The sequence below is a fragment of the Micromonospora sp. CNB394 genome (assembly GCF_000374985.1).
Lineage (GTDB): Bacteria > Actinomycetota > Actinomycetes > Mycobacteriales > Micromonosporaceae > Micromonospora > Micromonospora marina.
Window position 1 is genome coordinate 1 of the sequence record NZ_KB895832.1, and the last position, 24,019, is coordinate 24,019.

The 24,019-nt window shown below is 72.1% G+C and carries 21 protein-coding genes, 1 tRNA gene and 2 pseudogenes; 18 read left to right on the top strand and 6 right to left on the bottom strand.

Going from position 1 to position 24,019, the window contains the following annotated elements; all coding sequences use genetic code 11:
• A partial coding sequence (locus tag C569_RS32275; protein WP_196806719.1) for a transposase occupies positions 1–224 on the top strand: 224 nt, incomplete at its 5' end.
• 39 nt (positions 225–263) lie between these two features.
• On the opposite strand, the gene C569_RS0112020 is transcribed toward C569_RS32275, so the two are convergent.
• Positions 264–1,094: a hypothetical protein gene (locus tag C569_RS0112020; protein WP_018786027.1), complete on the bottom strand. Its 831-nt coding sequence runs from the start codon at positions 1,092–1,094 to the stop codon at positions 264–266.
• Positions 1,095–1,221: 127 nt separating this feature from the next.
• On the opposite strand from C569_RS0112020, the gene metG reads away from it, so the two are divergent.
• A complete protein-coding gene (metG, locus tag C569_RS0112025; RefSeq protein ID WP_026268048.1) occupies positions 1,222–3,024 on the top strand; it encodes a methionine--tRNA ligase in 1,803 nt (600 codons plus the stop codon).
• A gap of 55 nt (positions 3,025–3,079) precedes the next feature.
• Here metG and C569_RS0112030 read toward each other — a convergent pair whose 3' ends face one another.
• Together C569_RS0112030 and C569_RS0112035 are read right to left on the bottom strand one after the other, a co-directional pair.
• Positions 3,080–3,931 (bottom strand): alpha/beta fold hydrolase, encoded by an 852-nt coding sequence (locus tag C569_RS0112030; RefSeq protein ID WP_018786029.1) that lies wholly within the window; start codon positions 3,929–3,931, stop codon positions 3,080–3,082.
• A 61-nt stretch (positions 3,932–3,992) separates the two neighbouring features.
• Complete coding sequence (locus tag C569_RS0112035) at positions 3,993–5,237, bottom strand: hypothetical protein (RefSeq protein WP_018786030.1); 1,245 nt, start codon at positions 5,235–5,237, stop codon at positions 3,993–3,995.
• 81 nt (positions 5,238–5,318) lie between these two features.
• On the opposite strand from C569_RS0112035, the gene C569_RS0112040 reads away from it, so the two are divergent.
• From C569_RS0112040 to C569_RS0112065, 6 genes are all read left to right on the top strand, one after another.
• Positions 5,319–6,224 (top strand): TatD family hydrolase, encoded by a 906-nt coding sequence (locus tag C569_RS0112040; RefSeq protein ID WP_018786031.1) that lies wholly within the window; start codon positions 5,319–5,321, stop codon positions 6,222–6,224.
• A 79-nt stretch (positions 6,225–6,303) separates the two neighbouring features.
• Positions 6,304–7,173, top strand: a complete 870-nt coding sequence (rsmA, locus tag C569_RS0112045; protein ID WP_018786032.1) for a 16S rRNA (adenine(1518)-N(6)/adenine(1519)-N(6))-dimethyltransferase RsmA — start codon at positions 6,304–6,306, stop codon at positions 7,171–7,173.
• Positions 7,174–7,259: 86 nt separating this feature from the next.
• Positions 7,260–8,213 carry a 4-(cytidine 5'-diphospho)-2-C-methyl-D-erythritol kinase gene (locus tag C569_RS0112050; protein ID WP_018786033.1) on the top strand — a complete coding sequence of 318 codons (954 nt, stop codon included), beginning with the start codon at positions 7,260–7,262 and terminating at the stop codon, positions 8,211–8,213.
• A gap of 65 nt (positions 8,214–8,278) precedes the next feature.
• The gene (locus C569_RS0112055) at positions 8,279–10,078 is read left to right on the top strand and encodes an ABC-F family ATP-binding cassette domain-containing protein (protein ID WP_018786034.1); all 1,800 of its coding nucleotides are present in this window, start codon (positions 8,279–8,281) and stop codon (positions 10,076–10,078) included.
• A gap of 97 nt (positions 10,079–10,175) precedes the next feature.
• Positions 10,176–10,631, top strand: coding sequence for a DUF4383 domain-containing protein (locus C569_RS0112060; protein WP_018786035.1), 456 nt, complete (start codon positions 10,176–10,178; stop codon positions 10,629–10,631).
• Between the two features lie 114 nt (positions 10,632–10,745).
• Complete coding sequence (locus tag C569_RS0112065) at positions 10,746–11,216, top strand: DUF4383 domain-containing protein (RefSeq protein ID WP_018786036.1); 471 nt, start codon at positions 10,746–10,748, stop codon at positions 11,214–11,216.
• 3 nt (positions 11,217–11,219) lie between these two features.
• On the opposite strand, the gene C569_RS0112070 is transcribed toward C569_RS0112065, so the two are convergent.
• Positions 11,220–11,888, bottom strand: coding sequence for a TetR/AcrR family transcriptional regulator (locus C569_RS0112070; protein ID WP_018786037.1), 669 nt, complete (start codon positions 11,886–11,888; stop codon positions 11,220–11,222).
• A 171-nt stretch (positions 11,889–12,059) separates the two neighbouring features.
• Here C569_RS0112070 and C569_RS34875 point away from each other — a divergent pair.
• The 9 genes and pseudogenes from C569_RS34875 to C569_RS0112110 form a co-directional block, all read left to right on the top strand.
• A pseudogene (locus C569_RS34875) lies at positions 12,060–12,212 on the top strand (helix-turn-helix domain-containing protein); the annotation flags it as partial.
• A 508-nt stretch (positions 12,213–12,720) separates the two neighbouring features.
• Positions 12,721–12,792, top strand: a tRNA-Gln gene (locus tag C569_RS0112075).
• Between the two features lie 98 nt (positions 12,793–12,890).
• Positions 12,891–14,414: pseudogene (gene glmU, locus C569_RS0112080) on the top strand (bifunctional UDP-N-acetylglucosamine diphosphorylase/glucosamine-1-phosphate N-acetyltransferase GlmU); the annotation flags it as partial.
• A gap of 56 nt (positions 14,415–14,470) precedes the next feature.
• Entirely contained in the window at positions 14,471–15,451 is a 981-nt protein-coding gene (locus C569_RS0112085; protein WP_018786039.1) for a ribose-phosphate diphosphokinase, read from the top strand.
• A 285-nt stretch (positions 15,452–15,736) separates the two neighbouring features.
• Positions 15,737–16,432 (top strand): 50S ribosomal protein L25/general stress protein Ctc, encoded by a 696-nt coding sequence (locus tag C569_RS0112090; RefSeq protein ID WP_018786040.1) that lies wholly within the window; start codon positions 15,737–15,739, stop codon positions 16,430–16,432.
• Between the two features lie 100 nt (positions 16,433–16,532).
• Complete coding sequence (pth, locus tag C569_RS0112095) at positions 16,533–17,123, top strand: aminoacyl-tRNA hydrolase (RefSeq protein ID WP_018786041.1); 591 nt, start codon at positions 16,533–16,535, stop codon at positions 17,121–17,123.
• 65 nt (positions 17,124–17,188) lie between these two features.
• Complete coding sequence (locus C569_RS0112100) at positions 17,189–18,022, top strand: inositol monophosphatase family protein (RefSeq protein WP_026268049.1); 834 nt, start codon at positions 17,189–17,191, stop codon at positions 18,020–18,022.
• A gap of 79 nt (positions 18,023–18,101) precedes the next feature.
• A complete protein-coding gene (gene cysD / locus C569_RS0112105) occupies positions 18,102–19,013 on the top strand; it encodes a sulfate adenylyltransferase subunit CysD (RefSeq protein ID WP_018786043.1) in 912 nt (303 codons plus the stop codon).
• Positions 19,013–20,314: a sulfate adenylyltransferase subunit 1 gene (locus tag C569_RS0112110; RefSeq protein WP_018786044.1), complete on the top strand. Its 1,302-nt coding sequence runs from the start codon at positions 19,013–19,015 to the stop codon at positions 20,312–20,314. Before cysD ends, C569_RS0112110 begins: the two co-directional genes overlap by 1 nt.
• Positions 20,315–20,411: 97 nt before the next feature.
• On the opposite strand, the gene galK is transcribed toward C569_RS0112110, so the two are convergent.
• Together galK and galE are read right to left on the bottom strand one after the other, a co-directional pair.
• Positions 20,412–21,566 carry a galactokinase gene (gene galK, locus C569_RS0112115; RefSeq protein ID WP_018786045.1) on the bottom strand — a complete coding sequence of 385 codons (1,155 nt, stop codon included), beginning with the start codon at positions 21,564–21,566 and terminating at the stop codon, positions 20,412–20,414.
• Positions 21,567–21,797: 231 nt separating this feature from the next.
• Positions 21,798–22,793 carry a UDP-glucose 4-epimerase GalE gene (galE, locus tag C569_RS0112120; RefSeq protein WP_018786046.1) on the bottom strand — a complete coding sequence of 332 codons (996 nt, stop codon included), beginning with the start codon at positions 22,791–22,793 and terminating at the stop codon, positions 21,798–21,800.
• A 177-nt stretch (positions 22,794–22,970) separates the two neighbouring features.
• Here galE and C569_RS0112125 point away from each other — a divergent pair, with 177 nt between their 5' ends.
• Positions 22,971–23,987, top strand: coding sequence for a hemolysin family protein (locus C569_RS0112125; protein ID WP_196806720.1), 1,017 nt, complete (start codon positions 22,971–22,973; stop codon positions 23,985–23,987).
• The last annotated feature ends 32 nt before the right edge of the window (positions 23,988–24,019 follow it).

Here is a 24,019-nt window from a genome sequence, read left to right on the forward strand (position 1 = left end):
GCACCGACGACATCGAGATGCACTTCCTGCCCGGCTACGCCCCTGAACTCAACCCCGTGGAACTGCTCAACCACGACGTCAAACACCATGTCGCACAAGCCCGCCCGGCCAGCCCTACAGATCTGGCCACCGCAGCCAGCCGGCACCTACGCCGCCGGCAGAACCAGCCAGCCACGGTGAAAGCCTTCTTCGGCAAGCCCGAAGTCCGCTACGCCGCAGAATAACCACGGCACATTTGCCCTACCCCTCAATAACGCCTCACCTCACCAGGCTGCGGCCAGGAAGCCGACGGTGATCAGCAGCGGCCCGGCCAGTGCCAGGCCGACCGCCCGGCGCCGCTGCCGCTCGTCGGTGAGCCGGGTGGCCCCGGTCCACCTGGCGATCCCGGCGGCGCAGCCGGCCACCAGGGCCAGCCCCAGCAGCCAGTGCAGGTGCCGTCCGGCGCCGGTGTCCGCGTAGGCGGTGGACCCGTCCGGCCCGGTCATCCGCGCGCGCAGCGAGCTGCCGGTGTCGGTGCGCCCGGCCGGTACGCCGCTGACGCGTACCCCGTGGGCCTGGAACCGGTCGCCGTCGGCGGAGAAGATGCCCCGGCAGCGCTGGGTGAATCCGCCGCCCGCGCACTCGGTGATCATCACGGTGCCGCCGGTCGAGTGCCCGACCGCCAGCCAGAACGGCCCGGCGCTCACCCAGGCGAAGAACGCGGCGAGCAGGCTCAGCGTCACCAGCACGGCCAGCCCGGCGGGCGGGCTCGGCGGCGCGGGCGGGCGGACGCGTTCCCGCCGCGCGGGCGGCCGGCCGGGAGGCGGGCGCGGCTCGTCCCGCAGCGGCGTGCCGTCCCAGTGCACCTCCTCGATCGGTGCCCAGCCGCCGGCCGGGGCGGCCTCGCGCTGCCAGCGCGGCTGGCGCACCGGCACCCGGTTCGGCACGGCGTCCACCGGCGCTCCGGTGGTCGGCTCCACCTCCACCGGCGGGTCCGCCGGGTCGAGCCGTGGCTGCGGGGCGAAGGGCCCGCCGGGCGGCACGGGCCGCGCCGCCCGCCGCGTGGCGGCGGCCGACGGCTCGGGTGCCGGTGGTCTGCTGGTCACGATGTTCATTTCACACCGGTACGTCGGTATTGTCGGTTAGCCGAGGCCGCGTGTCGGCGACAAATCGGACGTACGGTCCGAGCGCACACCCCATTGGTTCGCGGCACACCCGCGGCAATCACTAGGCTTGCTGCTCATGAGTCACGTTCTCGCCGCGGTCGCCTGGCCCTACGCCAACGGCCCGCGCCACATCGGCCACGTATCCGGATTCGGCGTTCCCTCCGACGTCTTCTCCCGGTACATGCGGATGGCCGGTCACGACGTGCTCATGGTCTCCGGCACCGACGAGCACGGCACCCCGATCCAGGTGCAGGCCGACGCCGAGGGGGTCACCCCCCGCGAGCTGGCCGACCGCTACAACCGGGTGATCGCCGAGGACCTGCGGGCGCTGGGCCTGTCGTACGACCTGTTCACCCGCACCACCACGCGCAACCACTACGCGGTGGTGCAGGAGCTGTTCAGCGGCCTGCACCGCAACGGCTACATCGTCCCGAAGGTCACCACCGGGGCGATCTCCCCGTCCACCGGCCGGACGCTGCCCGACCGCTACATCGAGGGCACCTGCCCGATCTGCGGCTACGACAGCGCGCGCGGCGACCAGTGCGACAACTGCGGCAACCAGCTCGACCCGATCGACCTGATCGACCCCAAGTCGAAGATCAACGGGGAGACACCGGAGTTCGTCGAGACCGAGCACTTCTTCCTCGACCTCCCCGCCCTGGCCGACTCGCTGCGGCAGTGGCTGGACACCCGCGAGGGCTGGCGTCCGAACGTGCTGCGCTTCTCCCGCAACCTGCTCGACGACCTCCAGCCCCGGGCCATCACCCGGGATCTGGAGTGGGGCGTGCCGATCCCGCTCGACGACTGGCGCGACCGCCCGGACAAGCGGATCTACGTGTGGTTCGACGCGGTCATCGGCTACCTGTCCGCGTCCATCGAATGGGCCCGACGCACCGGCGACCCGGAGGCGTGGCGCAAGTGGTGGTCGGCGGACGGTCAGGGGAAGGACGCCCGCTCCTACTACTTCATGGGCAAGGACAACATCGTCTTCCACTCGGTGATCTGGCCGGCGCTGCTCGGCGGCTACTCCGGTGAGGGCGCCCGCGACGGCGAGCCGGGCGAGCTGGGCCGGCTCAACCTGCCCACCGAGGTCGTCTCCAGCGAGTACCTGACCATGGAAGGGCGCAAGTTCTCCTCCTCCCGCAAAGTGGTCATCTACGTCCGGGACTTCCTGGAGCGCTACGACGCCGACGCGCTGCGCTACTTCATCGCGGTGGCCGGCCCGGAGAGCAACGACACCGACTTCACCTGGGCCGAGTTCCTGCGCCGCAACAACGACGAACTGGTCGCCGGCTGGGGCAACCTGGTCAACCGGTCGGTGTCCCTGGCGGCGAAGAACTTCGGCGCGATCCCGCCGGTCGACCCGGCCGGGCTCACCGAGGCCGACCAGGCACTGCTGGACACCGCGAAGGCCGGCTTCGCCGTCGTCGGCGACCTGATCGCCCGGCACCGGCAGAAGCAGGCCATCGGCGAGGCCATGAAGGTCGTCGCCGAGGCCAACAAGTACCTCTCCGAGCAGGCGCCCTGGAAGCTCAAGGGCGCTGACGACAAGCCCCGCATGGGCACCGTCCTGCACGTCGCGCTCCAGGTGGTCAGCGACGCCAACACGCTGCTCACCCCGTTCCTGCCGCACTCCGCCCAGAAGATCCACGAGTTGCTCGGCGGCACCGGCGTGCACGCGCCGATGCCGGTCGTCGAGGAGGTCGACGACCTCGACGGCGGACCGTCGTACCCGGTGCTGACCGGCGACTACACGGTCGGGGCGCGCTGGGAGTCCGTACCCCTGGAAGCGGGCCGGCCGCTCGCGGCGCCGAAGCCGGTGTTCCGCAAGCTCGACCCGTCCATCGTCGAGGAGGAACTGGCCCGCCTGGCCGGCTGAGCACACGCGCGGACCGCGGCCCGGGGATCTCCCCGGGCCGCGGTCGTCTCTCCCGTCAGGCGGTCGCCATGCTCGGCTCGCCGATGAACTCCATGATGGCCGTGTTGACCTCGGTGGGATGGGTCCACGGCGTGCCGTGCGGCGCACCCCTCAGCGTGACCAGCTTGGCGTCGGACAGCATGTTCACCAGCCGCTGACCCGTCACCGGGAACGGCAGCACGTTGTCCTTGTCACCCTGGATGATCAGCACCGGCACGTCGATGTTCGGCAGGTCACCGCGGAAGTCGGTTTGCCAGGCGTCCACCGAGTCGTGGGTGCCCTTGGCCGACGCCTGCGCGCCGATCTGCCAGTGCGCGCGGTACGCCTCGTCGCTGACCAGCTTCCCCCGGTTCTCGCTGGCGTTGAAGAACGCGTCGCAGAACTGGGTCAGGTAGGCGAACCGGTCCTGGATGATCGCCTTCTGGAACCCGTCGAACATGCTCTTGTCGACGCCCTCCGGATCGTCGGGCGTCTTCAGCAGGTACGGCGCCAACGGGGCCATCAGCACCGCCCGGTCCACCCGGTCCGACCCGTACGCACCCAGGTAGCGGGTCACCTCACCGGTGCCCATGGAGTGCCCGACCAGGATCGCGTCCCGCAGGTCCAGCTCGGTCATCAGCACGTCCAGGTCGGCCGCGAACGTGTCGTAGTCGTAGCCCATGGCCGGCTGCGCGGAACTGCCGAACCCTCGCCGGTCGTACGTGATCACCCGGTACCCGGCGTCCAGCAGCGGACCGCTCATCTTCTCCCAGGTCGCCCCGTTGAACGGGAAACCGTGGATCAGCACGATCGGCCGACCGGAACCGTGATCCTCGTAGTACAGGTCGATGGGTGCGGCGTTCTCCGTACCGACAGTGACGAAAGGCATGTCGGGGTTCCCCCTCGCGCGGGCTTCTCGGACCCCCCACGCCTTCCCGACCTGCCCTCGTCTATTCGTGGCGGGCCGGATAGGGCACGTCCGCCACCCGGTCGTCGGTCAGCTCGCCGCCGGGCGCCCAGACCTCGTACACGCCGCGTTCCAGGCACTGCGCGCCGGTCGCGGCCACCCCGTCCGGATCCGGGCGGCGCAGCCGCAACCGCAGCCAGCCGCCCTCCTCCCGCAGCACCAGGCACGGCACCCCGCGCCAGACCGCCGTACGCACCCGGCGGGCCGCCGCCTCCACCGGGTACCGGGCCGCCCGGGTCATCGCCAGCACCCGGAACCCGCCCGGCTGGTCGGCCACCGCCTCGTACTCCGAACCGGCGTACGTGCCGACGAGCCGGGTCGAGCGCGGAGCCTCGCCGGTCGGCACGTACTCCTGGTCGGCGGCCAGACCGGGCACCGCGGCGAGCAGGTGCCGCCACTGCGGCCCGGCCAGGCGCAGCCAGCCCCGCTGCTCCGCCTGGTAGGTGTAGAGCACCACCTCCACCCCTTCCGCCGGGTAGGCGAGCAGCGTGGCGTTCGCCGGCATCGGCAGGTCGGCGAACTCCCGGGTGACGAACTCCGGTACGAGCTGCGCGCTGCTCGGCACGAACCCGGTGCCCAGAACCGGCGGCCCGAGCCGGTCCCGGGGCGGCAACGCCATGAGCCCCCGGTGCGCCGGGCCCACCGGCACGTCGTAGTCGGCCGGGTCGGCGGCCCGCCAGCGCAGCGCGTACGCCACGTCGCCGCCCTCGGAGTCGCCCCGCAGCACCGCCATCCCGGCCGGTGTCCGCAGGTGCGCCACGTCGTGCTCCCGGTAACAGAAGCCGTGCGGCAGCCAGCCGCGCACGTACCCGGCGAGCTGCCGGGCGGAGAGCACCTTCACCATCCGGGTACCGGGCCGGACCACCGCCGACGCCCGCACCGCGGCGAGCGTCGGATCGGCCGCCGCGCCCGGCTGCTGGCTGAGCTGATGCAGGTACGCCCAGCCCCGGTCCCGGTGCACCGGCATCAGCAGCGGCGCGTCCGTGTCGTCCGCCGGCTCGGCGCCCCCGTGCACCGCGTCCACCTCGGTCGCGTGCACGAACCGGCGCCACGGATAGCCGTTGCCGGGCCGGGGACACCACTCGAACCCGGGCGCCTCGTCGGCGCTGAACAACTCGTACGCCGCGCCCCGGGCGATCTCCTCCGCCGGATGCACCCGGCCGCCGTACGTCACGCGCAACCCGGCCCGGTCGGAGGCGGGCCCGCCGGCGTGGTCCGTGACGGTCACTCCAGGACGCTAAGCCCGCCAGATGTGAGCCATGTGAACAGGCGGTGGCGGTCCGGGAACGCCGCACCGGGCGGGTGTGTGATGCTGGCCGCGATGACCGAGCAGACCGAGACCCGCAAGCAGCGCGCCGCCCGCCGGGCCGGGGAGTTCCCGCCCGCCCCCGAGCCGCTGCCCGTACCCGTGCCGGACAGCCACACCCATCTCGACATCACCGTCGGCGAGTTCGGCACGCCTCCCGGTGGCGCATCCGGCGACGACCCGGTGGCCGCCGCGATCGACGTCGCCGCCCGGGCCGGCGTGGACCGCCTCGTCCAGGTCGGGGTGGACGTCGACTCGTCCCGGTGGGGCGCCGACGTGGCCGACCGGTACGCCCCGGTGCTCGCCACCGTCGCGCTGCACCCGAACGAGGCGCCCCGGCTGGCCGACCTGGACGAGGCGCTGCGCGAGATCGAGACGCTCGCCGGCCGGGACCGGGTCCGGGGTGTCGGCGAGACCGGCATGGACTTCTTCCGTACCGGCGACGACGGGCGGGCGGCGCAGGAGGAGAGCTTCCGGGCGCACATCGCCATCGCCAAGCGGCACGGCAAGGCGCTCGTCATCCACGACCGGGACGCGCACGCCGACGTGCTGCGCGTCGTCGACGACGAGGGCGCCCCGGACACCGTGGTCATGCACTGCTTCTCCGGCGACGCCGACTTCGCCCGCGAGTGCGTCCGGCGCGGCTTCCTGCTCAGCTTCGCCGGCACCGTCACGTTCGGCAGCGCCGCCGCGCTGCGCGAGGCCGCCGCCGTCACCCCGCCCGCGCAGATGCTCGTGGAGACCGACGCGCCCTACCTCACCCCGATGCCGTACCGGGGACGGCCCAACGCGTCGTACCTGATCCCGCTGACGGTCCGCTTCCTCGCCGAGACCACCGGCACCGACCTGGACGCCCTCTGCGCCGCCCTCTCCACCAACGGTGAGCGCGCGTTCGGCCCGTGGCGTTAAGAAGGGGCCCCTCCATATCGCGAGGCGTTAAGAAGGGGCCCTTCCTTCCCCGCGGGCGGGGGCGCTTACGCTACGGGGCGTGACCGGACTCCTCGGCCCGGCGGAGATCCGGGAACTCGCCGCGCGCCTCGGCGTCACGCCGACCAAGAAGCTCGGCCAGAACTTCGTGCACGACCCGAACACCGTGCGCCGGATCGTCACCACCGCCGGCCTGACCCCCGACGACGTGGCGCTGGAGGTCGGCCCCGGCCTCGGCTCGCTCACGCTCGCCCTGCTGCCGGTCGCCGCGCACGTGCACGCCGTGGAACTCGACCCGGCGCTGGCCGCCGCGCTGCCGGAGACCGCCGCCCGCTTCGCCGGGACGGCCGCCGGGCGGCTCACCGTCCACCCGGCCGACGCGCTGCGGGTCACCGCCGCCGACCTGGGCGACCCGGCGCCGACCGCGCTGGTGGCGAACCTGCCCTACAACGTCGCCGTGCCGGTCGTGCTGCACCTGCTCGCCGAACTGCCCACGCTGCGCCACGGCCTGGTGATGGTGCAGAAGGAGGTCGCCGACCGGCTCGTCGCCGGTCCCGGCTCCAAGGTGTACGGCATCCCGTCGGTCAAACTCGCCTGGTACGCCCGCGCCCGCGCCGCCGGTAAGGTCCCGCCGAACGTGTTCTGGCCGGTGCCGAACGTCGACTCCGGCCTGGTCGCGTTCGCCCGCCGCGAACCGCCCCGGCCGGACGTACCCCGGAGGACCGTCTTCGCGGTCGTCGACGCCGCGTTCGCGCAGCGCCGCAAGACGCTGCGGGCCGCCCTGGCCGGCTGGGCCGGCGGCGCCGACCGGGCCGCCGCCGCGCTCACCGCCGCCGGCGTGGACCCGGGCGCCCGGGGCGAATCGCTCACCGTCGAGCAGTTCGCCGCCATCGCCGCGTCGGCCCCGGGCGCCCCCGGCGGCGAGCAGTAGGCTGGCGCCGTTGCCCGACCCTGCGCCGAGGAGCTGACCGTGCCGAAGCCGTTCGACATCCGCCCACGTCCGGTGGAGTCCGCCCGGTGACCGAGGCATGGCGACCGGAGGACGAGGACGGGCAGCGGCGCGGGTCCAGCGGCCCGGTCAAGGTGCGGGTGCCGGCCAAGGTCAACCTGCATCTCGGCGTCGGGCCGCTGCGGCGTGACGGCTACCACGAGCTGAACACCGTCTACCACGCGATTTCCATCTACGACGAGTTGACCGCCCGTCGCGGCGACACGCTCACCCTCACCATGGAGGGCGAGGGCGCCGGCGAGCTGGCCCTGGACGACACCAACCTGGCGCTGCGCGCCGCGCACGCGCTCGCCGGCTACGCGGGCGTCGCCCCGCACGCCCGGCTGCACCTGCGCAAGCAGATCCCGCTCGCCGGCGGGCTCGCCGGTGGCAGCGCCGACGCCGCCGCCGCGCTCGTCGCCTGCGACACGCTCTGGGGCACCGGGCTGTCCCGCGACGAACTCGCCGGCATCGCCGCCGACCTCGGCTCCGACGTGCCGTTCCTCATCCACGGCGGCACCGCGCTCGGCACCGGCCGGGGCGAGGCGGTCAGCCCGGTGCTGGCCCGCCCCACCTCCTGGCACTGGGTGGTGGCCATCGCCGACGGCGGCCTGTCCACCCCGGCCGCCTACCGGGAACTGGACCGGCTGCGCGACACCGGAGCCGCCGGCACGCCGCTGGGCAGCACCGACGCACTGCTCGCCGCCCTGCGCCAGCGCGACCCCCTGGTGCTCGCCGCCACGCTCGGCAACGACCTCCAGGACGCCGCGCTGACCATGCGCCCGGCGCTGGCCGAGACGCTCAAGGCCGGCGAAGCCGCAGGCGCGCTCGCCGGTATCGTCTCCGGCTCCGGTCCCACCTGCGTCTTCCTGGCCACCGGCGAGGCCGACGCGGTCCGGATCGCCGCCGAGATCACCGCCGCCGGGGTGTGCCGGGAGGCCCGCGTCGCGCACGGTCCGGTCGCCGGCGCCCGCGTCGTCTGACGCCCCGTACCCTTGACTCAGGCGTCCCGGGCCCCCGGGACGCCTGAGTCGTGAGGGGTGGGTCAGTGGCCAACATCGTCAACCTGGACCGGGTGTCCAAGGGGTACGGCGCCGCGGGGCCGCTGCTCACCGACGTCTCGCTCGGCCTCGACGACGCCGACCGGGTCGGTGTGGTCGGTCTCAACGGCGCCGGCAAGTCGACGCTGCTGCGGCTGCTCACCCGCACCGAGGAACCCGACGACGGCCGTGTCACCCACCGCCGCGACCTGCGGGTGGCCTGGCTGCCGCAGCGCCTGGACCTGGCCGGAGACCTCACCGTGCGGGACGTCGTGCTCGGCACCGCCTGGCTGAGCGAGAGCATGGGCGCCGAGCACGAGTGGGCCGGCGACGCGGGTGTGCGCGCCATCCTCGACGGCCTCGGCATGCCCCACCTCGGCCTGGACACGGCCGTCGGTCCGATGTCCGGTGGCGAACGCCGCCGGGTCGCGCTTGCCGCGCTGCTGGTCCGCGACGCCGACCTGCTCGTCCTCGACGAGCCCACCAACCACCTCGACGTCGGTGGCGTCGACTGGCTGGCCCGGCACCTCGTCACCCGCAAGGGCGCGCTCGTCGTGGTCACCCACGACCGCTGGTTCCTCGACGCCGTCTGCACCACCACCTGGGAGGTCGCCGACCAGACCGTCCGGGCGTACGAGGGCGGCTTCGCCGCCTGGACGCTGGCCCGCGTCGAGCGGCAGCGCGTCGCCGCCGCCACCGAGGCCCGCCGGCAGAACCTGCTCCGCAAGGAGATCGCCTGGCTGCGCCGGGGCGCCCCGGCCCGCACCTCCAAGCCCAAGTTCCGCATCGACGCGGCGAACGCGCTCATCGCCGACGTGCCGGAACCCCGCGACACCATGTCGCTGCAACGGCTCGCCACCGCCCGGCTCGGCAAGCAGGTGTACGACCTCGAACACGTCCGGCTGCACGCCGGGCCGAAGGAGATCCTGCACGACACCACGTGGCAGGTCGGCCCCGGCGACCGCGTCGCGATCCTCGGCCGCAATGGCGCCGGCAAGACCACCCTGCTGCGGATGCTCGCCGGGGTGACCGGTCCCGACGGCGGGCGCTTCGCCGCCGGGCAGACCGTCCGGCCCGCGTTCCTGTCCCAGGAACTCGCCGAACTCCCCGGCCACCTGCGCGTGCTGGAAGCCGTGGAGGAGGTGGCCCGGCGTGTGCAGTTCGGCGACCGGGAGATCAGCGCCGCCCAGCTCGCCGAGATCTTCGGCTTCGACGACAAGCGGCTCTGGACCCCGGTGAGCGACCTGTCCGGCGGTGAGCGCCGCCGCCTGCAGATGCTGCGGCTGCTCGCCGGGGAACCCAACGTGCTGCTGCTGGACGAGCCCACCAACGACCTGGACACCGACACGCTCGCCGCGCTGGAGGACCTGCTCGACTCGTGGCCCGGCACGATCGTGGTGGCCAGCCACGACCGCTACCTGATCGAGCGGGTCACCGACGTCGCGTACGGCATGTTCGGTGACGGCCGGCTGGTGCACCTGCCCGGCGGCGTCGACGAATACCTGGCGCGCGCCGCCGCGGCCGGCGGCCCGGCACCCGCCGACCTCACCCCGGCCACGGCGGCGCCGGCGCGCGAGGGCATGTCCGCGGCCGAGGTACGCGTCGCGAAGAAGGAACTCAACCGGCTGGAACGGCAGATCGCCAAGCTCGAACAGAAGGAGGCGGGCCTGCACGAGCAGCTCGCCGCGAACGCCACCGACTACGCCCGGGTCGCCGAGCTGGACGCCCAGCTCAAGGAGGTGCGGGCCGAGCGGGACCGCACCGAGGAGACCTGGCTGGCCCTCGCCGAGGAGCTTCCGGCCGGCTGACCTGCCGCCGGGGTGGGGGGTGTGCGGCGTCACTGACCGGCGTACGGGACAATCACCTGTGGAACCCTCGTCCGTTCGGTCTTTTGGAGACGCAGAGATGGCCCACACCCCCGTCAACCACCCCGCGCGGCCGATCTACCGGGCGATCGGCGGGCTCGTTGGTCTGTACTTCGTCGTCTTCGGCGGCCTCGGCGTCATCGCCAGCGCCGGCAACGACTTCCTCGCCCAGGACGGCACCAAGGTCCTCGGCCAGGGCACCAACATGGCGTTCTCGCTGCTGTCGATGCTGCTCGGCGTCGTGATCCTGGTCGGCATCGCGATCGGCCGCAACCTCGACGTGGCGATCAACCAGTGGCTGGCCTACACGCTGATGATGATCGGCCTGGCCGCGCTGGCGTTCCTCCAGACCGACGCCAACATCTTCAACTTCTCGATCATGACCGACATCGTGGTCCTGACGCTGTCGCTGGTGCTCCTGATGGTCGGCATGTACGGCAAGGTCGGCTCCGACGACGAGCACGAGGCCTGGCAGAAGGCCCGCCTGGTGCTCTGATCCCGCCTCGTACCGAAGGCCCGGCCGCTGCGCCGGGCCTTCGCCGTTCTCCGGACGGGAGCGGACAACCCGGGCGACAATGACCCCGAATCAGTCACACGGCTGGAGGGCATCATGGCGCACTTCCCGGTGAACCACCCCGCACGGCCGCTCTACCGGGTGCTGTCCGGGCTCATCGGCCTCTACATCCTGGTCTTCGGTGTCTTCGGCGTCTTCCAGACCTGGGGCGAAGGACTGTTCGGCCGGGACAGCGACTGGGCGCTCGGCCTGCGCACCAACCTGGCCTTCTCGCTGGTCTCGGTGGTCTTCGGCGCGGTCCTGCTGGTCGGCGCGTCCCGCCGCGACAACCTCGGCCACTACATGAACCTCACCGCCGGGGCGGTCTTCCTGGTCACCGGCATCCTCATGATGTCGGTGCTCCAGACCCCGGCGAACTTCCTGAACTTCTCGATGTCGACGGTCATCGTGTCGCTGCTGTTCGGGCTCGTCCTGCTCGCCACCGGCCTCTACGACAAGGTCGGCTCACCCGAGCACGCCGAGGAGGAGCGGCAGCGCCGCTATCACCCGATCGCCGACAACCGCTGAGGCTCAGCCCCGGGGGATCGGCCCCGGCTTCGACTCCAGGTGCGACAACCCGTTCCAGGCCAGGTTCACCAGGTGCGCCGCCACCGTCTCCTTGCGCGGCTTGCGCACCTCCAGCCACCAGCGGCCGGTCAGCGCCACCATGCCCACCAGGGCCTGCGAGTAGAGCTCCGCCAGCTTCGGGTCGTACCCCCGGATGGAGAACTCGCCCGCCAGGATGTGCTCCACCTGGTGCGCCACGTCGTTCATCACGCTACTGAAGTTGCCCGTCGCCGACATCAGCGGGGACTCCCGGACCAGCACCCGGAACCCGCTGGTCTCCTCCTCGATGTAGGTCAGCAGCGTCAGTGCCGCCTGCTCCAGCAGCTCCCGCGGGTTGCCCGCGGTCAACGCCGTGGTGACGCGGTCCAGCAGGGCGCGGACCTCCCGGTCCACCACCACCGCGTAGAGCCCCTCCTTGCCGCCGAAGTGCTCGTAGACCACCGGCTTGGAGACCTTGGCGCGCGCCGCCACCTCCTCGATCGAGGTCGCGTCGAAGCCGCGCTCGGCGAAGATCTGCCGGGCGATCGAGATCAACTGCTCGCGTCGCTGCGTCGCGGACATCCGCACCCGGGAGGGCTTCGCCGCCGGCACGGGCCGCCGACGGGTGCGGTCGCTGCCGGAAACGTCGGTCACCCGTCCATCCTGCCAGGCGCGGCGCCCCCGGTCAGACCGGTCGCTGTCGTACGTACGTTCTACGTTGTGCCGGTGACCGACCCACTCGCCGCCGAGGCGCGGCGCCTGCGCGTGGACGAGCAGCTCTCCGTCGCCGAGATCCGGGCTCGCCTGGGCATCAGCCGCGACCGGGTGTACGCGCTGCTGCGCGGCATCCCGCCGCCGGAGTGGACCCGGCGGCCGCGAGCCCGGGACGACGCGCGGGCCGAGGCCCTGCGGCTGCGCGCGGTGGGCCGGTCGGTCGACGAGATCGCGGTGTGGCTCGGGGTGGCGAAGTCGACCGCCTACCGCTGGGTGGGGCACATACCGCTCGACGCTTCCTCCGACGCCGCAGCACAACGCCGTCGGGCGGCCGGTGCCCGGCGTGCGCTCGTATGGGCGGGGAAGCGGACGCTGCGCGAGGCGGCCGAGTGCGAGGCGCGGAGACGGGCGGCCGACTGGGTCGGGGCGCTCGCGTCGCGGGAACTGCTACTCGTCGGTGCGGTGCTCTACATGTGCGAGGGCACGAAGAGTAGACCGGCCAACCCCCGATACGACCTGACGTTCACCAACAGCGACATCCGCCTGGTGGAACTGTTCGTCCGCTTCGTCGAGACGACCGGGCGAAGCCGCCATGAGCTGAGATATCGCGTGGCCATCCATGGGAACGCGGACGCCGAGGCGGCCGGTCGATGGCGGGCGGCCGAGCTGGGCGTGGACGTCGGTTGCTTCCAGCGAGGGCATGGCCGCGGCCCCTGCCCCCGATCCGAGACCTCCCGGGATGGACGACACCCGCTAAGCTGTCTGCGTCCCTTCGGCCGTGGTGTAACTGGCAACACCCAAGATTTTGGTTCTTGTGTTTCAGGTTCGAATCCTGGCGGCCGAGCAATTCCAGGTATAGGTGCCCTGGGGTACGCGGCAACCTGCGGGCTGCTCTGGTTAGCATGACCGCGAGACTGTCGCCGTCCCGACGGGAGCCACGTCGTGTCCCAGCCCCACCTCCGCACCGTTGTCGTGCTCGCCGCCGGTGAGGGCAAGCGGATGAAGTCGTCCCTGCCCAAGGTGCTGCACCCGCTGCTCGGCCGTACCCTGCTCGGTCACGTGCTCACCGCGGCCGGTCCGCTCGGTGCGGACCGCACGGTGGTCGTGGTCGGCCACGGCGCCGACCAGGTCCGGGAGCACCTGTCCGAGGTCGCCCCCGGTGCCACGCCGGTGCTCCAGGAGCGCCAGCTCGGCACCGGGCATGCGGTCCGCATGGCGCTGGACGCGGTGCCGGACGCGAGCGGCACCGTCGTGGTCATCAACGGGGACGTGCCGCTGCTGCGGCCGGAGACGGTCCAGGCGCTCGTCGAGGCGCACGAGGACGCCGCCGCCGCGGCGACGGTGCTCGCCGCCGAGGTGCCCGACCCGACCGGCCTGGGCCGGATCGTACGGGACGTGCAGGGGCAGCTGGAGCAGATCATCGAGGAGCGCGACGCCACCCCGCAGCAGCGCGCGCTGCGGGAGATCAACGCGGGTATCTACGCGTTCGACGCGGCCCGGCTGCGGGAGGCGCTGGGCAAGCTCTCCACCGACAACGACCAGGGCGAGGAGTACCTGACCGACGTCTTCGCGCTGCTGCGCGACGCCGGGGAGCCGGTGGCGGTGCACTGCGCCGCCGACTACGTGGAGACGCTCGGCTGCAACGACCGGGTCGAGCTGGCCGCGCTGCGCCGGCTGCTGCGGGACCGGGTGAACGAGGGCTGGATGCGTACCGGGGTCAGCATCCTCGACCCGCACACCACCTGGATCGACGTGACGGTGACCGTCGAGCGGGACGCGGTGATCGACCAGAACACGCAGCTCCAGGGCGCCACGACGGTCGGCGCGGGCGCGCTCGTCGGCCCGGACACCACGCTCATCGACACGGTGGTGGGCGCGGGCGCGAGCATCGTGCGCAGTCACGCGCTCGGCGCCGAGGTGGGCCCGCAGGCGAGCGTCGGCCCGTACGCGTACCTGCGTCCGGAGTCGCGGCTGGGCCGCAAGGCGAAGGTCGGCACGTTCGTGGAGACCAAGAAGGCGTCGATCGGTGACGGTTCGAAGGTGCCGCACCTGTCGTACGTGGGCGACGCGACGATCGGCGAGTACAGCAACATCGGCGCGGCGACCGTCTTCGTCAACTACGACGGGGTACGCAAGCACCACACCACCATCGGCAGTCACGCCCGTACCGGAGCGGACAACATGTTCGTGGCGCCGGTACGGGTGGGCGACGGGGCGTACACGGCTGCGGGTTCGGTGATCACCGGGGACGTGCCGCCGGGCGCGATGGCGGTGGCGCGTGGTCAGCAGCGCAACGTGGAGGGCTGGGTGCTGCGCAAGCGGGCCGGTACGGACGCCGCGGAGGCGGCGCGGCGGGCCGGTGAGGGTGAGCCGGACGTGGGCGGCGCCGCAAGCGAAGGTGACTGAATCCACGGGGATCGGCGGGCCGTGGGTGGATCGCTGAACCGGGGGCATACTGCAACCGAACAGTCCCCGGCCCCACCGCCGCCGGGTACCACCGACATACGGGAGCAGACGGGCCCATGGGCAGCATCGTCGCCGAAAACCGCAAGAGCCTGATGCTCTTCTCCGGGAGGGGTTTTCCGGAGCTGGCCAAGGAGATCGGTGAGGTGCTCGGCGTCGCGCCGACGCCGGCCGACGCGTACGACTTCGCCAACGGCGAGATCTTCGTACGGTACAAGGACTCGGTCCGTGGTTCGGACGCCTTCGTGGTGCAGTCCGTGACGCACGGCGTGAACACCTGGGTCATGGAGACCCTGATCATGGTCGACGCGCTGAAGCGCGGCTCGGCCAAGCGGATCACCGTGGTACTGCCGTTCTACCCGTACGCGCGGCAGGACAAGAAGCACCGCGGCCGGGAGCCGATCTCGGCGCGCCTGATCGCGGATCTGCTGAGGACCGCGGGCGCGAACCGGATCCTGACCGTGGACCTGCACACCGCGCAGATCCAGGGCTTCTTCGACGGCCCGGTGGACCACCTGTTCGCGATGGACGTGCTGGCCGAGTACGTGGAGCACAAGTACGCGGGCCGGCCGATGACGGTGGTCGCGCCGGACTCGGGCCGGGTACGCGTGGCCGAGCGCTGGACCGACCGGCTGGGCGGCTGCCCGCTGGCGTTCATCCACAAGACCCGCGATCCGCTCAAGCCGAACCAGGTGGTGGCGAACCGGGTGGTCGGTGAGGTCGAGGGCCGGGTGTGCCTGATCGTGGACGACATGATCGACACCGGTGGCACGATCACCAAGGCGGCCGACATCCTCAAGGAGCAGGGCGCGGCGGAGATCGTGGTCGCCTCGACCCACGCGCTGCTGTCCGATCCGGCGACGGAGCGGCTGAAGAACAGCCCGATCAGCGAGGTCGTGGTGACGAACACGCTGCCGCTGCCGTCGGAGAAGCAGCTGGACAAGCTGACCGTGCTGTCGATCGCCCCGCTGCTGGCGCGGGCGATTCGGGAGGTCTTCGACGACGGTTCGGTGACCACCCTGTTCGGTGGCCTGAGCTGAGCACGCCGGCCGGTCGCCGGAGAGTCTCCGGCGACCGGACCGATGCCCTGCGGAACCGGCGGGGCGGTGATATGGGGGACTGCCGGAGAGCCGGGAAATCCCTCGGGTAGACTGGTGCGGTTGCCACGGCGAGGGTGCCCGGCGGGCTGCTGACAAGCACCGCACGGAGGCGCCGTCATCGACGCGGTGCTCCGGGCGGTCGTTCATGACCCTAGCCCCAGCGAGCCCCTCGCCCCAGCACCGCCAGACGACAAGCCGCCGCAGCGAAGCATCAGGAGTTTCCCCGTGTCCGAGGTAAAGATCAGCGCCGAGCCCCGTACCGAGTTCGGCAAGGGTGGTGCCCGTCGTACCCGCCGGGCCGGCAAGGTGCCCGCCGTGCTGTACGGCCACGGCGAGAAGCCCAAGCACATCGCGCTTCCGGCGCGGGAGTTCGCCGCCGCGATCCGTAAGGGCGGTGCGAACCAGCTCTTCGCGATCGAGGTCAGCGACGGCACGCAGGTGCTGGCGCTGCCGAAGGCGATCCAGCGTGACCCGATCAAGGACACCTTCGAGCACGTGGACCTGCTGCTGGTCCGCCGGGGCGAGAAGGTCACCGTCGAGGTCCCGGTCCAGCTGACCGGTGAGGCCGCGAGGGACACGCTGATCGTGCACGACCACGACACGCTGTCGGTGACCGCCGACGCGACCAAGGTGCCGGACCACCTGGAGGCGTCGATCGACGGCGCCGAGGTGGGCACCCAGATCACCGCCGCCGACGTCGAGCTGCCGGCCGGCGTCGAGCTGGCCACGGACGCGGAGACGCAGGTCGCCTCGGTGACCGCCGCCCCGACCGCCGAGCAGCTCGAGGCCACCCTCCCCGAGGTCGAGGAGGCCACCGAGGAGGCCGAGGCCGAGGTCGGCGAGGAGACCGCCGAGGCTCCCGAGGGCGCTCCGGCCGCCGAGGGCGAGGAGACCTCGGCCGAGGCGAAGACCGAAGCCTGACCGGTCCGCGAGGCTGTGCGACAGGCGTCCCCGGTTCCCGGGGGCGCCTGTCGGCGTATCGGGACGGCTGGTCGGGCGAGCGAGCGGGAGGGGGCGTCGGGTGACGGACGAGGCGGGGCCGTGGCTGGTGGTCGGCCTGGGCAACCCGGGCCGGGAGTACGCGCACAACCGGCACAACGTCGGGTTCATGGTGGCCGACCTGCTGGCGGGCCGGGTGGGCGCGAAGTTCGGGCGGCACAGGCGCGCGATGGCCGAGGCTGCCGAGGGGCGGCTGGGGTTCGGCGGTCCGAAGCTGGTGCTGCTGAAGCCGTTGACGTACATGAACCTCTCCGGCGGTCCGGTGGCCGGGCTGGCGCAGTTCCACAAGATCCCGCCGGCGCACGTGATCGCGGTGCACGACGAGCTGGACATCCCGTACGGGCAGGTGCGGGTGAAGTGCGGCGGCGGCGAGGGCGGGCACAACGGCCTGCGCTCGATGTCGAAGTCGCTCGGCACCAAGGACTACGTGCGGGTGCGGTTCGGCATCGGCCGGCCGCCGGGACGGCAGGACCCGGCTGACTACGTACTCTCGGATTTCTCCCCGGCGGAGCGCAAGGAGCTGGAGTTCCTGGTGGACCGCGCGGCGGACGTGGTGGAGTCGGTGGTTCTGAAGGGCGTGGAGCCGACGCAGAACCTGTACCACGGGGGTTGACCGGCGGGGCGGAGCCCGGCCGGTAGCCTCGGGCGACGGGAGCGAACGCGGGTGAGGGGAGCAGCATGGGCAGTCCTCCGATGATCGACGGCGGGTTCGCCCGGTGGCTGGCGTCCCGGGCCGGTCAGGCGCTGACGGCGCTACGCGCGGAGATGGGCTTCGCCGACGCGGGCGCGCTCCGGTCGGCCGGCGACAAGGTCTCGCACGATCTGATCCGGACCGAACTGGCGAAGTGGCGGCCGGCGGACGCGGTGCTGTCCGAGGAGGACGAGGGTTCCCGGCTGGCCTGGACGGCGGAGGTGACCGATGCGGCGCTGTCGCGCCTGACCGCCGACCGGGTCTGGATCATCGACCCGCTGGACGGCACCCGGGAGTACGCGGAGGAGGGGCGCGCGGACTGGGCGGTGCACGTGGCGCTCTGGTCGCGCAACGCGTCGACGCCGCACGGTCTGGTGGCGGGTGCGGTGGCCCTGCCGGCCCAGTACCGGGTGCTCGGCACCGACCACCCGCCGGCGTACCCGCCGATGACTGTGGAGGCGGCCACCGGGGGCGGCGCACGGGTCATCCGGTTGGCGGCCAGCCGTAGCCGTCCACCGGTTTTCCTGACCGACCTGGCAGAGGACGTCGGCGCTCATCTGGTTCCGATGGGCTCGGCGGGCGCGAAGATCGCCGCCGTGGTCACCGGTGAGGTCGACGCGTACATCCACGCGGGCGGTCAGTACGAGTGGGATTCGGCTGCTCCGGTCGCTGTGGCGACGGCCACCGGTCTGCATGCTTCCCGGATCGACGGTTCTGCGCTGAAATACAACGGAGCCGACCCGCGCCTACCGGATCTGCTGGTCTGCCGCAAGGATCTCGCGAGTCGGTTGCTTGCAGCGTTGCAGCGGCATTCCGGGTAACCTGAGCGTTCTTCCTCACGAGTCCGACCTGAAAGGTCTGGAATCCGATGTACGGATCCGAGCGAATCGAGTTCGTGTCATGACGTCCCCCGCCGCGTACCAGGTGTCGCACCTCGACGCGCTCGAGGCGGAGAGCATCTTCGTGATGCGCGAGGTCGTCGCCGAGATGGAACGGCCGGTGCTGCTGTTCTCCGGCGGCAAGGACTCGATCGTGATGCTCCGGTTGGCCCAGAAGGCGTTCGCGCCGGCCAACATCCCCTTCCCGGTGATGCACGTGGACACCGGGCACAACTTCCCCGAGGTGCTCGACTACCGCGATCAGCGGGTGGCCGAGCTGGGCCTGCAGCTCATCGTGGCGAGCGTGCCGGAGGCGCTGAACAAGGGCCTGGTCCGCGAGTCCGCCGACGGCATGCGCAACCGGATCCAGACGCCGGTGCTGCTGGAGGCGGTGGAGAAGCACCGCTTCGACGCGCTGTTCGGCGGGGCCCGGCGCGACGAGGAGAAGGCGCGGGCCAAGGAGCGGGTGTTCAGCTTCCGCGACGAGTTCGGCCAGTGGGATCCGAAGAACCAGCGTCCCGAGTTGTGGTCGCTCTACAACGGCCGGCACCACCCGGGCGAGTCGATCCGGGTGTTCCCGTTGTCGAACTGGACCGAGCTGGACGTCTGGCACTACATCGAGCGGGAGCGCATCCCGCTGCCGTCGATCTACTACGCGCACGAGCGCGAGGTGATCGAGCGCGACGGCATGTTCTACGCGGTGAACGAGTTCTTCCGGGCGCGCGCCGGTGAGCAGTCGTTCACGGCCCAGGTGCGGTACCGGACCGTGGGTGACGCCTCCTGCACCGCGGCGGTCCGTTCGGACGCCGACACGGTGGAGAAGGTGATCGAGGAGGTGGCCGCCACGCGGATCACCGAGCGCGGCGCGACCCGCGGCGACGACCGGGTCAGCGAGGCCGCCATGGAGGACCGCAAGCGAGAGGGCTACTTCTGATGAGCGTCGAGACCCTGGCCCCGGCCGAGAGTGAGACGGCGCGGCCGATGGACCTGCTGCGGTTCGCCACCGCGGGCAGCGTCGACGACGGCAAGTCGACGCTGATCGGCCGTCTGCTCTACGACACCAAGTCGCTGTTCAGTGACCAGCTCGCCGCCGTCGAGGCGGTCAGCGCCGCCCGGGGCGACGAGTACACGAACTTGGCGCTGCTCACCGACGGGCTGCGTGCCGAGCGGGAGCAGGGCATCACCATCGACGTGGCGTACCGCTACTTCGCCACGCCGCGGCGGAAGTTCATCATCGCCGACACCCCGGGGCACATCCAGTACACCCGGAACATGGTCACCGGAGCCTCCACGGCCGACCTGGCGCTGATCCTCGTGGACGCGCGCAAGGGCCTGGTGGAGCAGTCCCGCCGGCACGCGTTCCTCTGCTCGCTGCTGCGGGTGCCGCACCTGGTCCTGTGCGTGAACAAGATGGATTTGGTGGACTGGTCGCAGGAGGTCTACGAGCGGATCGCGGACGAGTTCACCGCGTTCGCGGCGAAGCTCGACGTGCCGGACCTGACGGTGGTGCCGGTGTCCGCGCTCCAGGGCGACAACATCGTCACCCGCTCGGAGAACATGCCGTGGTACGAGGGCCCGTCGCTGCTGCACCACCTGGAGCGGGTGCACATCGCCTCGGACCGCAACCTGGTCGACGTGCGGTTCCCGGTGCAGTACGTGATCCGGCCGCAGTCCACCACCGTCACCGACTACCGGGGTTACGCCGGTCAGGTGGCCTCGGGCGTGCTCAAGCCGGGCGACGAGGTGATGGTGTTGCCGTCGGGCTTCACCAGCCGGATCGCGGCGGTGGAGACCGCCGACGGCCCGGTGGACGAGGCGTTCCCGCCGATGTCGGTGACGGTCCGGCTGACCGACGAGCTGGACATCTCCCGTGGCGACATGATCTGCCGTCCGAACAACGCCCCGACGGCCGTGCAGGACATCGAGGCGATGGTCTGCTGGATGGACGAGACGAGGCCGTTGCAGGTCGGCGGCAAGTACGCGATCAAGCACACGACCCGCTCGGCGCGGGCGATCGTGCGCGGGCTGCACTACCGGCTGGACATCAACTCGCTGCACCGCGACGAGACGGCCGGTGAGCTGAAGCTCAACGAGATCGGCCGGGTCCGGCTGCGGACCACGGTTCCGTTGCTGGCCGACGAGTACCGCCGCAACCGGACCACCGGCGGTTTCGTGATCATCGACGAGTCGACGAACCGTACGGTCGGCGCCGGCATGATCGTCGAAGCCGGCTGACCCCTGCCTGTAAGGAAGGGCCCCTTGTTAACAGCTCACTGTTAACAAGGGGCCCTTCCTCTACCGCAGGCGTTAAGAAGGGGCCCTTCCTTACACCTCACCCCAGGCGGGTTGCTCCGCTGGACGGCAGGACGGTGAGCGTGCCGGGGGCGGTGAAACCGCGTTCGGCGTACGCCTCGGTGACGGCGGCCGCCACCGCATCGGCGGCGTCGGCGTCGACCAGGGCGAGGACGCAGCCGCCGAAGCCGCCGCCGGTCATCCGCGCCCCGTACGCCCCGGCGGACAGCGCCGCCTCGACCGCGGTGTCGATCTCCGGCACGGTGATCTCGAAGTCGTCGCGCATGGAGACGTGCGAGGCGGTCAGCAGCGGACCGGTGTCGCGGACCCGGCCGGCGCGCAGCAGCGCTACGGTGTCGAGCACCCGTTGGTTCTCGGTCACCACGTGCCGGACCCGGCGGCGGGTCTCGTCGTCGCCGAGGCGGGCCAGCGCGGCGTCGAGGCCGGCCACCGGGACGTCGCGCAGCGCGGTCACCCCGAGCGCCGTGGCGGCGTGCTCGCAGCCGCGGCGCCGCGCGGCGTACTCGCCGTCGGCGTGCCGGTGCGGCGCCCGGCTGTCGATCACCAGCACGGCCAGCCCGGCGCCGTCCAGGTCGAACGGGATCTGCTCGACCTCCTCGGTGCGGCAGTCGAGGAACAAGGCGTGCCCGGCGCGGCCACGGATCACCGCGGACTGGTCCATGATTCCGGTGGGCGCGCCGACGTAGTCGTTCTCGGCCCGCTGGGCGAGCCGCGGCCACCGTTCGGCGGGCAGGTCGAGCCCGCCGAGGTCGACCAGCGCGGCGAGTACCGCCGACTCGATCGCGGCCGACGAGGAGAGCCCGGAGCCGACCGGCACGTCGGAGGCGACGGCGAGCCGCGCGCCCGGAACGTCGTGGCCGTCGGCGCGCAGCGCCCACACCACCCCGGCCACGTAGGCGGCCCACCCGTCGACCCGGCCCGGCTCGTCGGCCTCCGCCGCGCCGAACTCGACCGGCTCGTCGTCCAGCTCAGACCAGACGGTCCAGCGTCCGTCGGGGGCGGGCGCGGCGGCCACCACGGTACGCAGCGGCAGCGCGAAGGGCAGCACGAAGCCGTCGTTGTAGTCGGTGTGCTCGCCGATCAGGTTGACCCGGCCGGGAGCCGCCCAACGGCCCGCGGGCTCGACGCCGTACCGCTGCCGGAAGCCGGCCGTGGCGCGGTCGGCGACATTCATCTGGTGTCTCATTTCGCTCGCGACTGCGGGGCTCGCAACCCCGGCTCACTCCTCGCGCTCACGTGGTGTCTTCTTTCGTTCGCGACTGCGGGGCTCGCAACCCCGGCTCACTCCTCGCGCTCACGTGGTGTCTTCTTTCGTTCGCGACTGCGGGGCTCGCAACCCCGGCTCACTCCTCGCGCTCACGTGGTGTCTTCTTTCGTTCGCGACTGCGGGGCTCGCAACCCCGGCTCACTCCTCGCGCTCACGCTCACCAGCGACGTGTGCCCGGTAGAAGGCCCAGGCGTCGCCGACCATGTCGTGCAGGGTCGCCTTCGCCGGCGTCCAGCCCAGCTCGTCGCGGGCCAGCGCGGAGGACGCGACCAGTTCGGCCGGGTCGCCCTCGCGACGGGGGGCCACCTCGACCGGCACCGGGTGCCCGGTGACCTCGCGGACCACGTCGACCACCTGCCGGTTGGTGAAGCCGTTGCCGTTGCCGAGGTTGTAGATCCGGTGCCGGCCCGGGGTGGCCGCATCCAGCGCGAGCAGGTGGGCGCGGGCCAGGTCCTCGACGTGGATGTAGTCGCGTACGCAGGTGCCGTCGACAGTGGGGTAGTCGTCGCCGAAGATCTGGAGCTTGTCCCGCCGCCCGGCGGCCACGTCGAGCGCGATCGGGATGAGGTGGGTCTCCGGGGCGTGCCGTTCGCCGATGGCGAGCCCGTCGCGCAGGTACGCCCCGGCGACGTTGAAGTAGCGCAGCGAGACGGCGGCCAGGTCGTGCGCGATGGCCTCGGAGGTGAGCGCCATGTCGACGGCCAGCTTCGTCGCGCCGTACGTGTTGGTGGGGGCCTTGACGGCGGTCTCCGGGATGGGCAGCTCGGTGGGGTTGCCGTAGACGGCGGCGGTGGAGGAGAAGACCATCCGGGGCACCCGGGCGGCGCGGACCGCGTCGATGAGCGCGAGCGAGCCGATCGTGTTGGTGTCCCAGTACAGCTCGGGGCGGATCATCGACTCGCCGGCGGCGATCAGGGCGGCGAAGTGCAGCACGCCGTCGAACCCGGCGTCGGGGGTGAGCACCCGGGCGGCCTCGTGCACCGGCAGTTCGGCGTGGGTGGCGTCGGGGGCGAGGGCCTCCCGGTGACCGGTGCGCAGGTCGTCCAGCACGGTCACCTGGTGGCCGTGGTCGAGCAGCATCCGGGTCACCACGCTGCCGATGTAGCCGGCGCCGCCGGTGACGAGCAGTTTCACGTCGGTCCTCCTGCCTGGGCCGCGTCCCGCGGCGGCCGTCCCGTGATCACCCTACGGGCGGGGGCTGTGTCACGGCTGTCGAGTTGAGCCCGCCTCTATTCCACCATAATCTTTCACGATTGAACAGATCCGCACATTGGGCCGAGCGGGCCGCCGCCGCTGTCTACGATCCTTCTCATGCGGGAGGGTGGTGGTCCCGGGCCGCGGCGGCGACCGTCGGGGCGGCCCCGACGCGAACCCGGCCCGTTGGCCCGCACCGTGGCCCGTCTCGTGGTGCGCGGCGCCGACGGTGCGACCCGTCTGGTGACGGCACTGCTCGGGGCCAGCCCCACCGCCGGGCGGGAGCGGATCAGCGAAGCCGAACTGCGTGACCTGGTCGCCGCAAACACGCTCCTCGACCCGGACGAACGGCGGATCATCGACGAGGTGCTGCTCGCCGGCGCCCGGCTCGTCCGCGAGGTGATGGTGCCCCGCACCGAGGTGGTCTTCCTCAGCGCGGCGCTTTCGCTGGCACAGGCCCAGCGGCTGGTCCGGGCCCACCCGCACACCCGCTACCCGGTGGTGGACGGCACCCACGACGACGTGGTCGGCATGGTGCACCTGCAGGACGTGCTGCTGCGCCCGGAAGCGGACCGCCCGCTGCTGGTCGGCGACCTGATCCGGGAGGTGAAGCGCCTGCCGGACAGCAAACGCGTGCTCGCGGCGCTCACCGAGATGCGCCGGGAGGGCCACCACCTGGCCGTCGTCGTCGACGAGTACGGCGGCACCGCCGGCATCGTCACCTGTGAGGACCTCGTCGAGGAGCTGGTCGGGGAGATCCGGGACGACGAGCACGGCCCGCTCGAACCGGAACCCGCCGGTCTGCCCGCCGTCGTCGACGGCCGGCTCAACCTGACCGACTTCGCCGAGCGCACCGGTGTGCCGCTGCCCGCCGGGCCGTACGAGACGGTGGGCGGGTTCGTGATGGCGGCCCTGGGCCGGCTGCCGGTCGCCGGCGACGAGGTGCCGGTGCCGGTCGACCCGGCCACCGGATCGGTTCCCGCCGATCCGGCGGGCTGGCTGCTGCGGGTGCTCACACTCGACGGCCGGCGGGTGTCCCGCCTGGCCGTCTCCGCCGCACGGCTGCCCGAGCCCCGGCGTGAGGTGAACGGTCCGCTTCCGCCCGTACCCGCCCGATCCACCGGCCCGTCATGACGGACGCCGGGGCTTGCTGACAGAATTGCCGC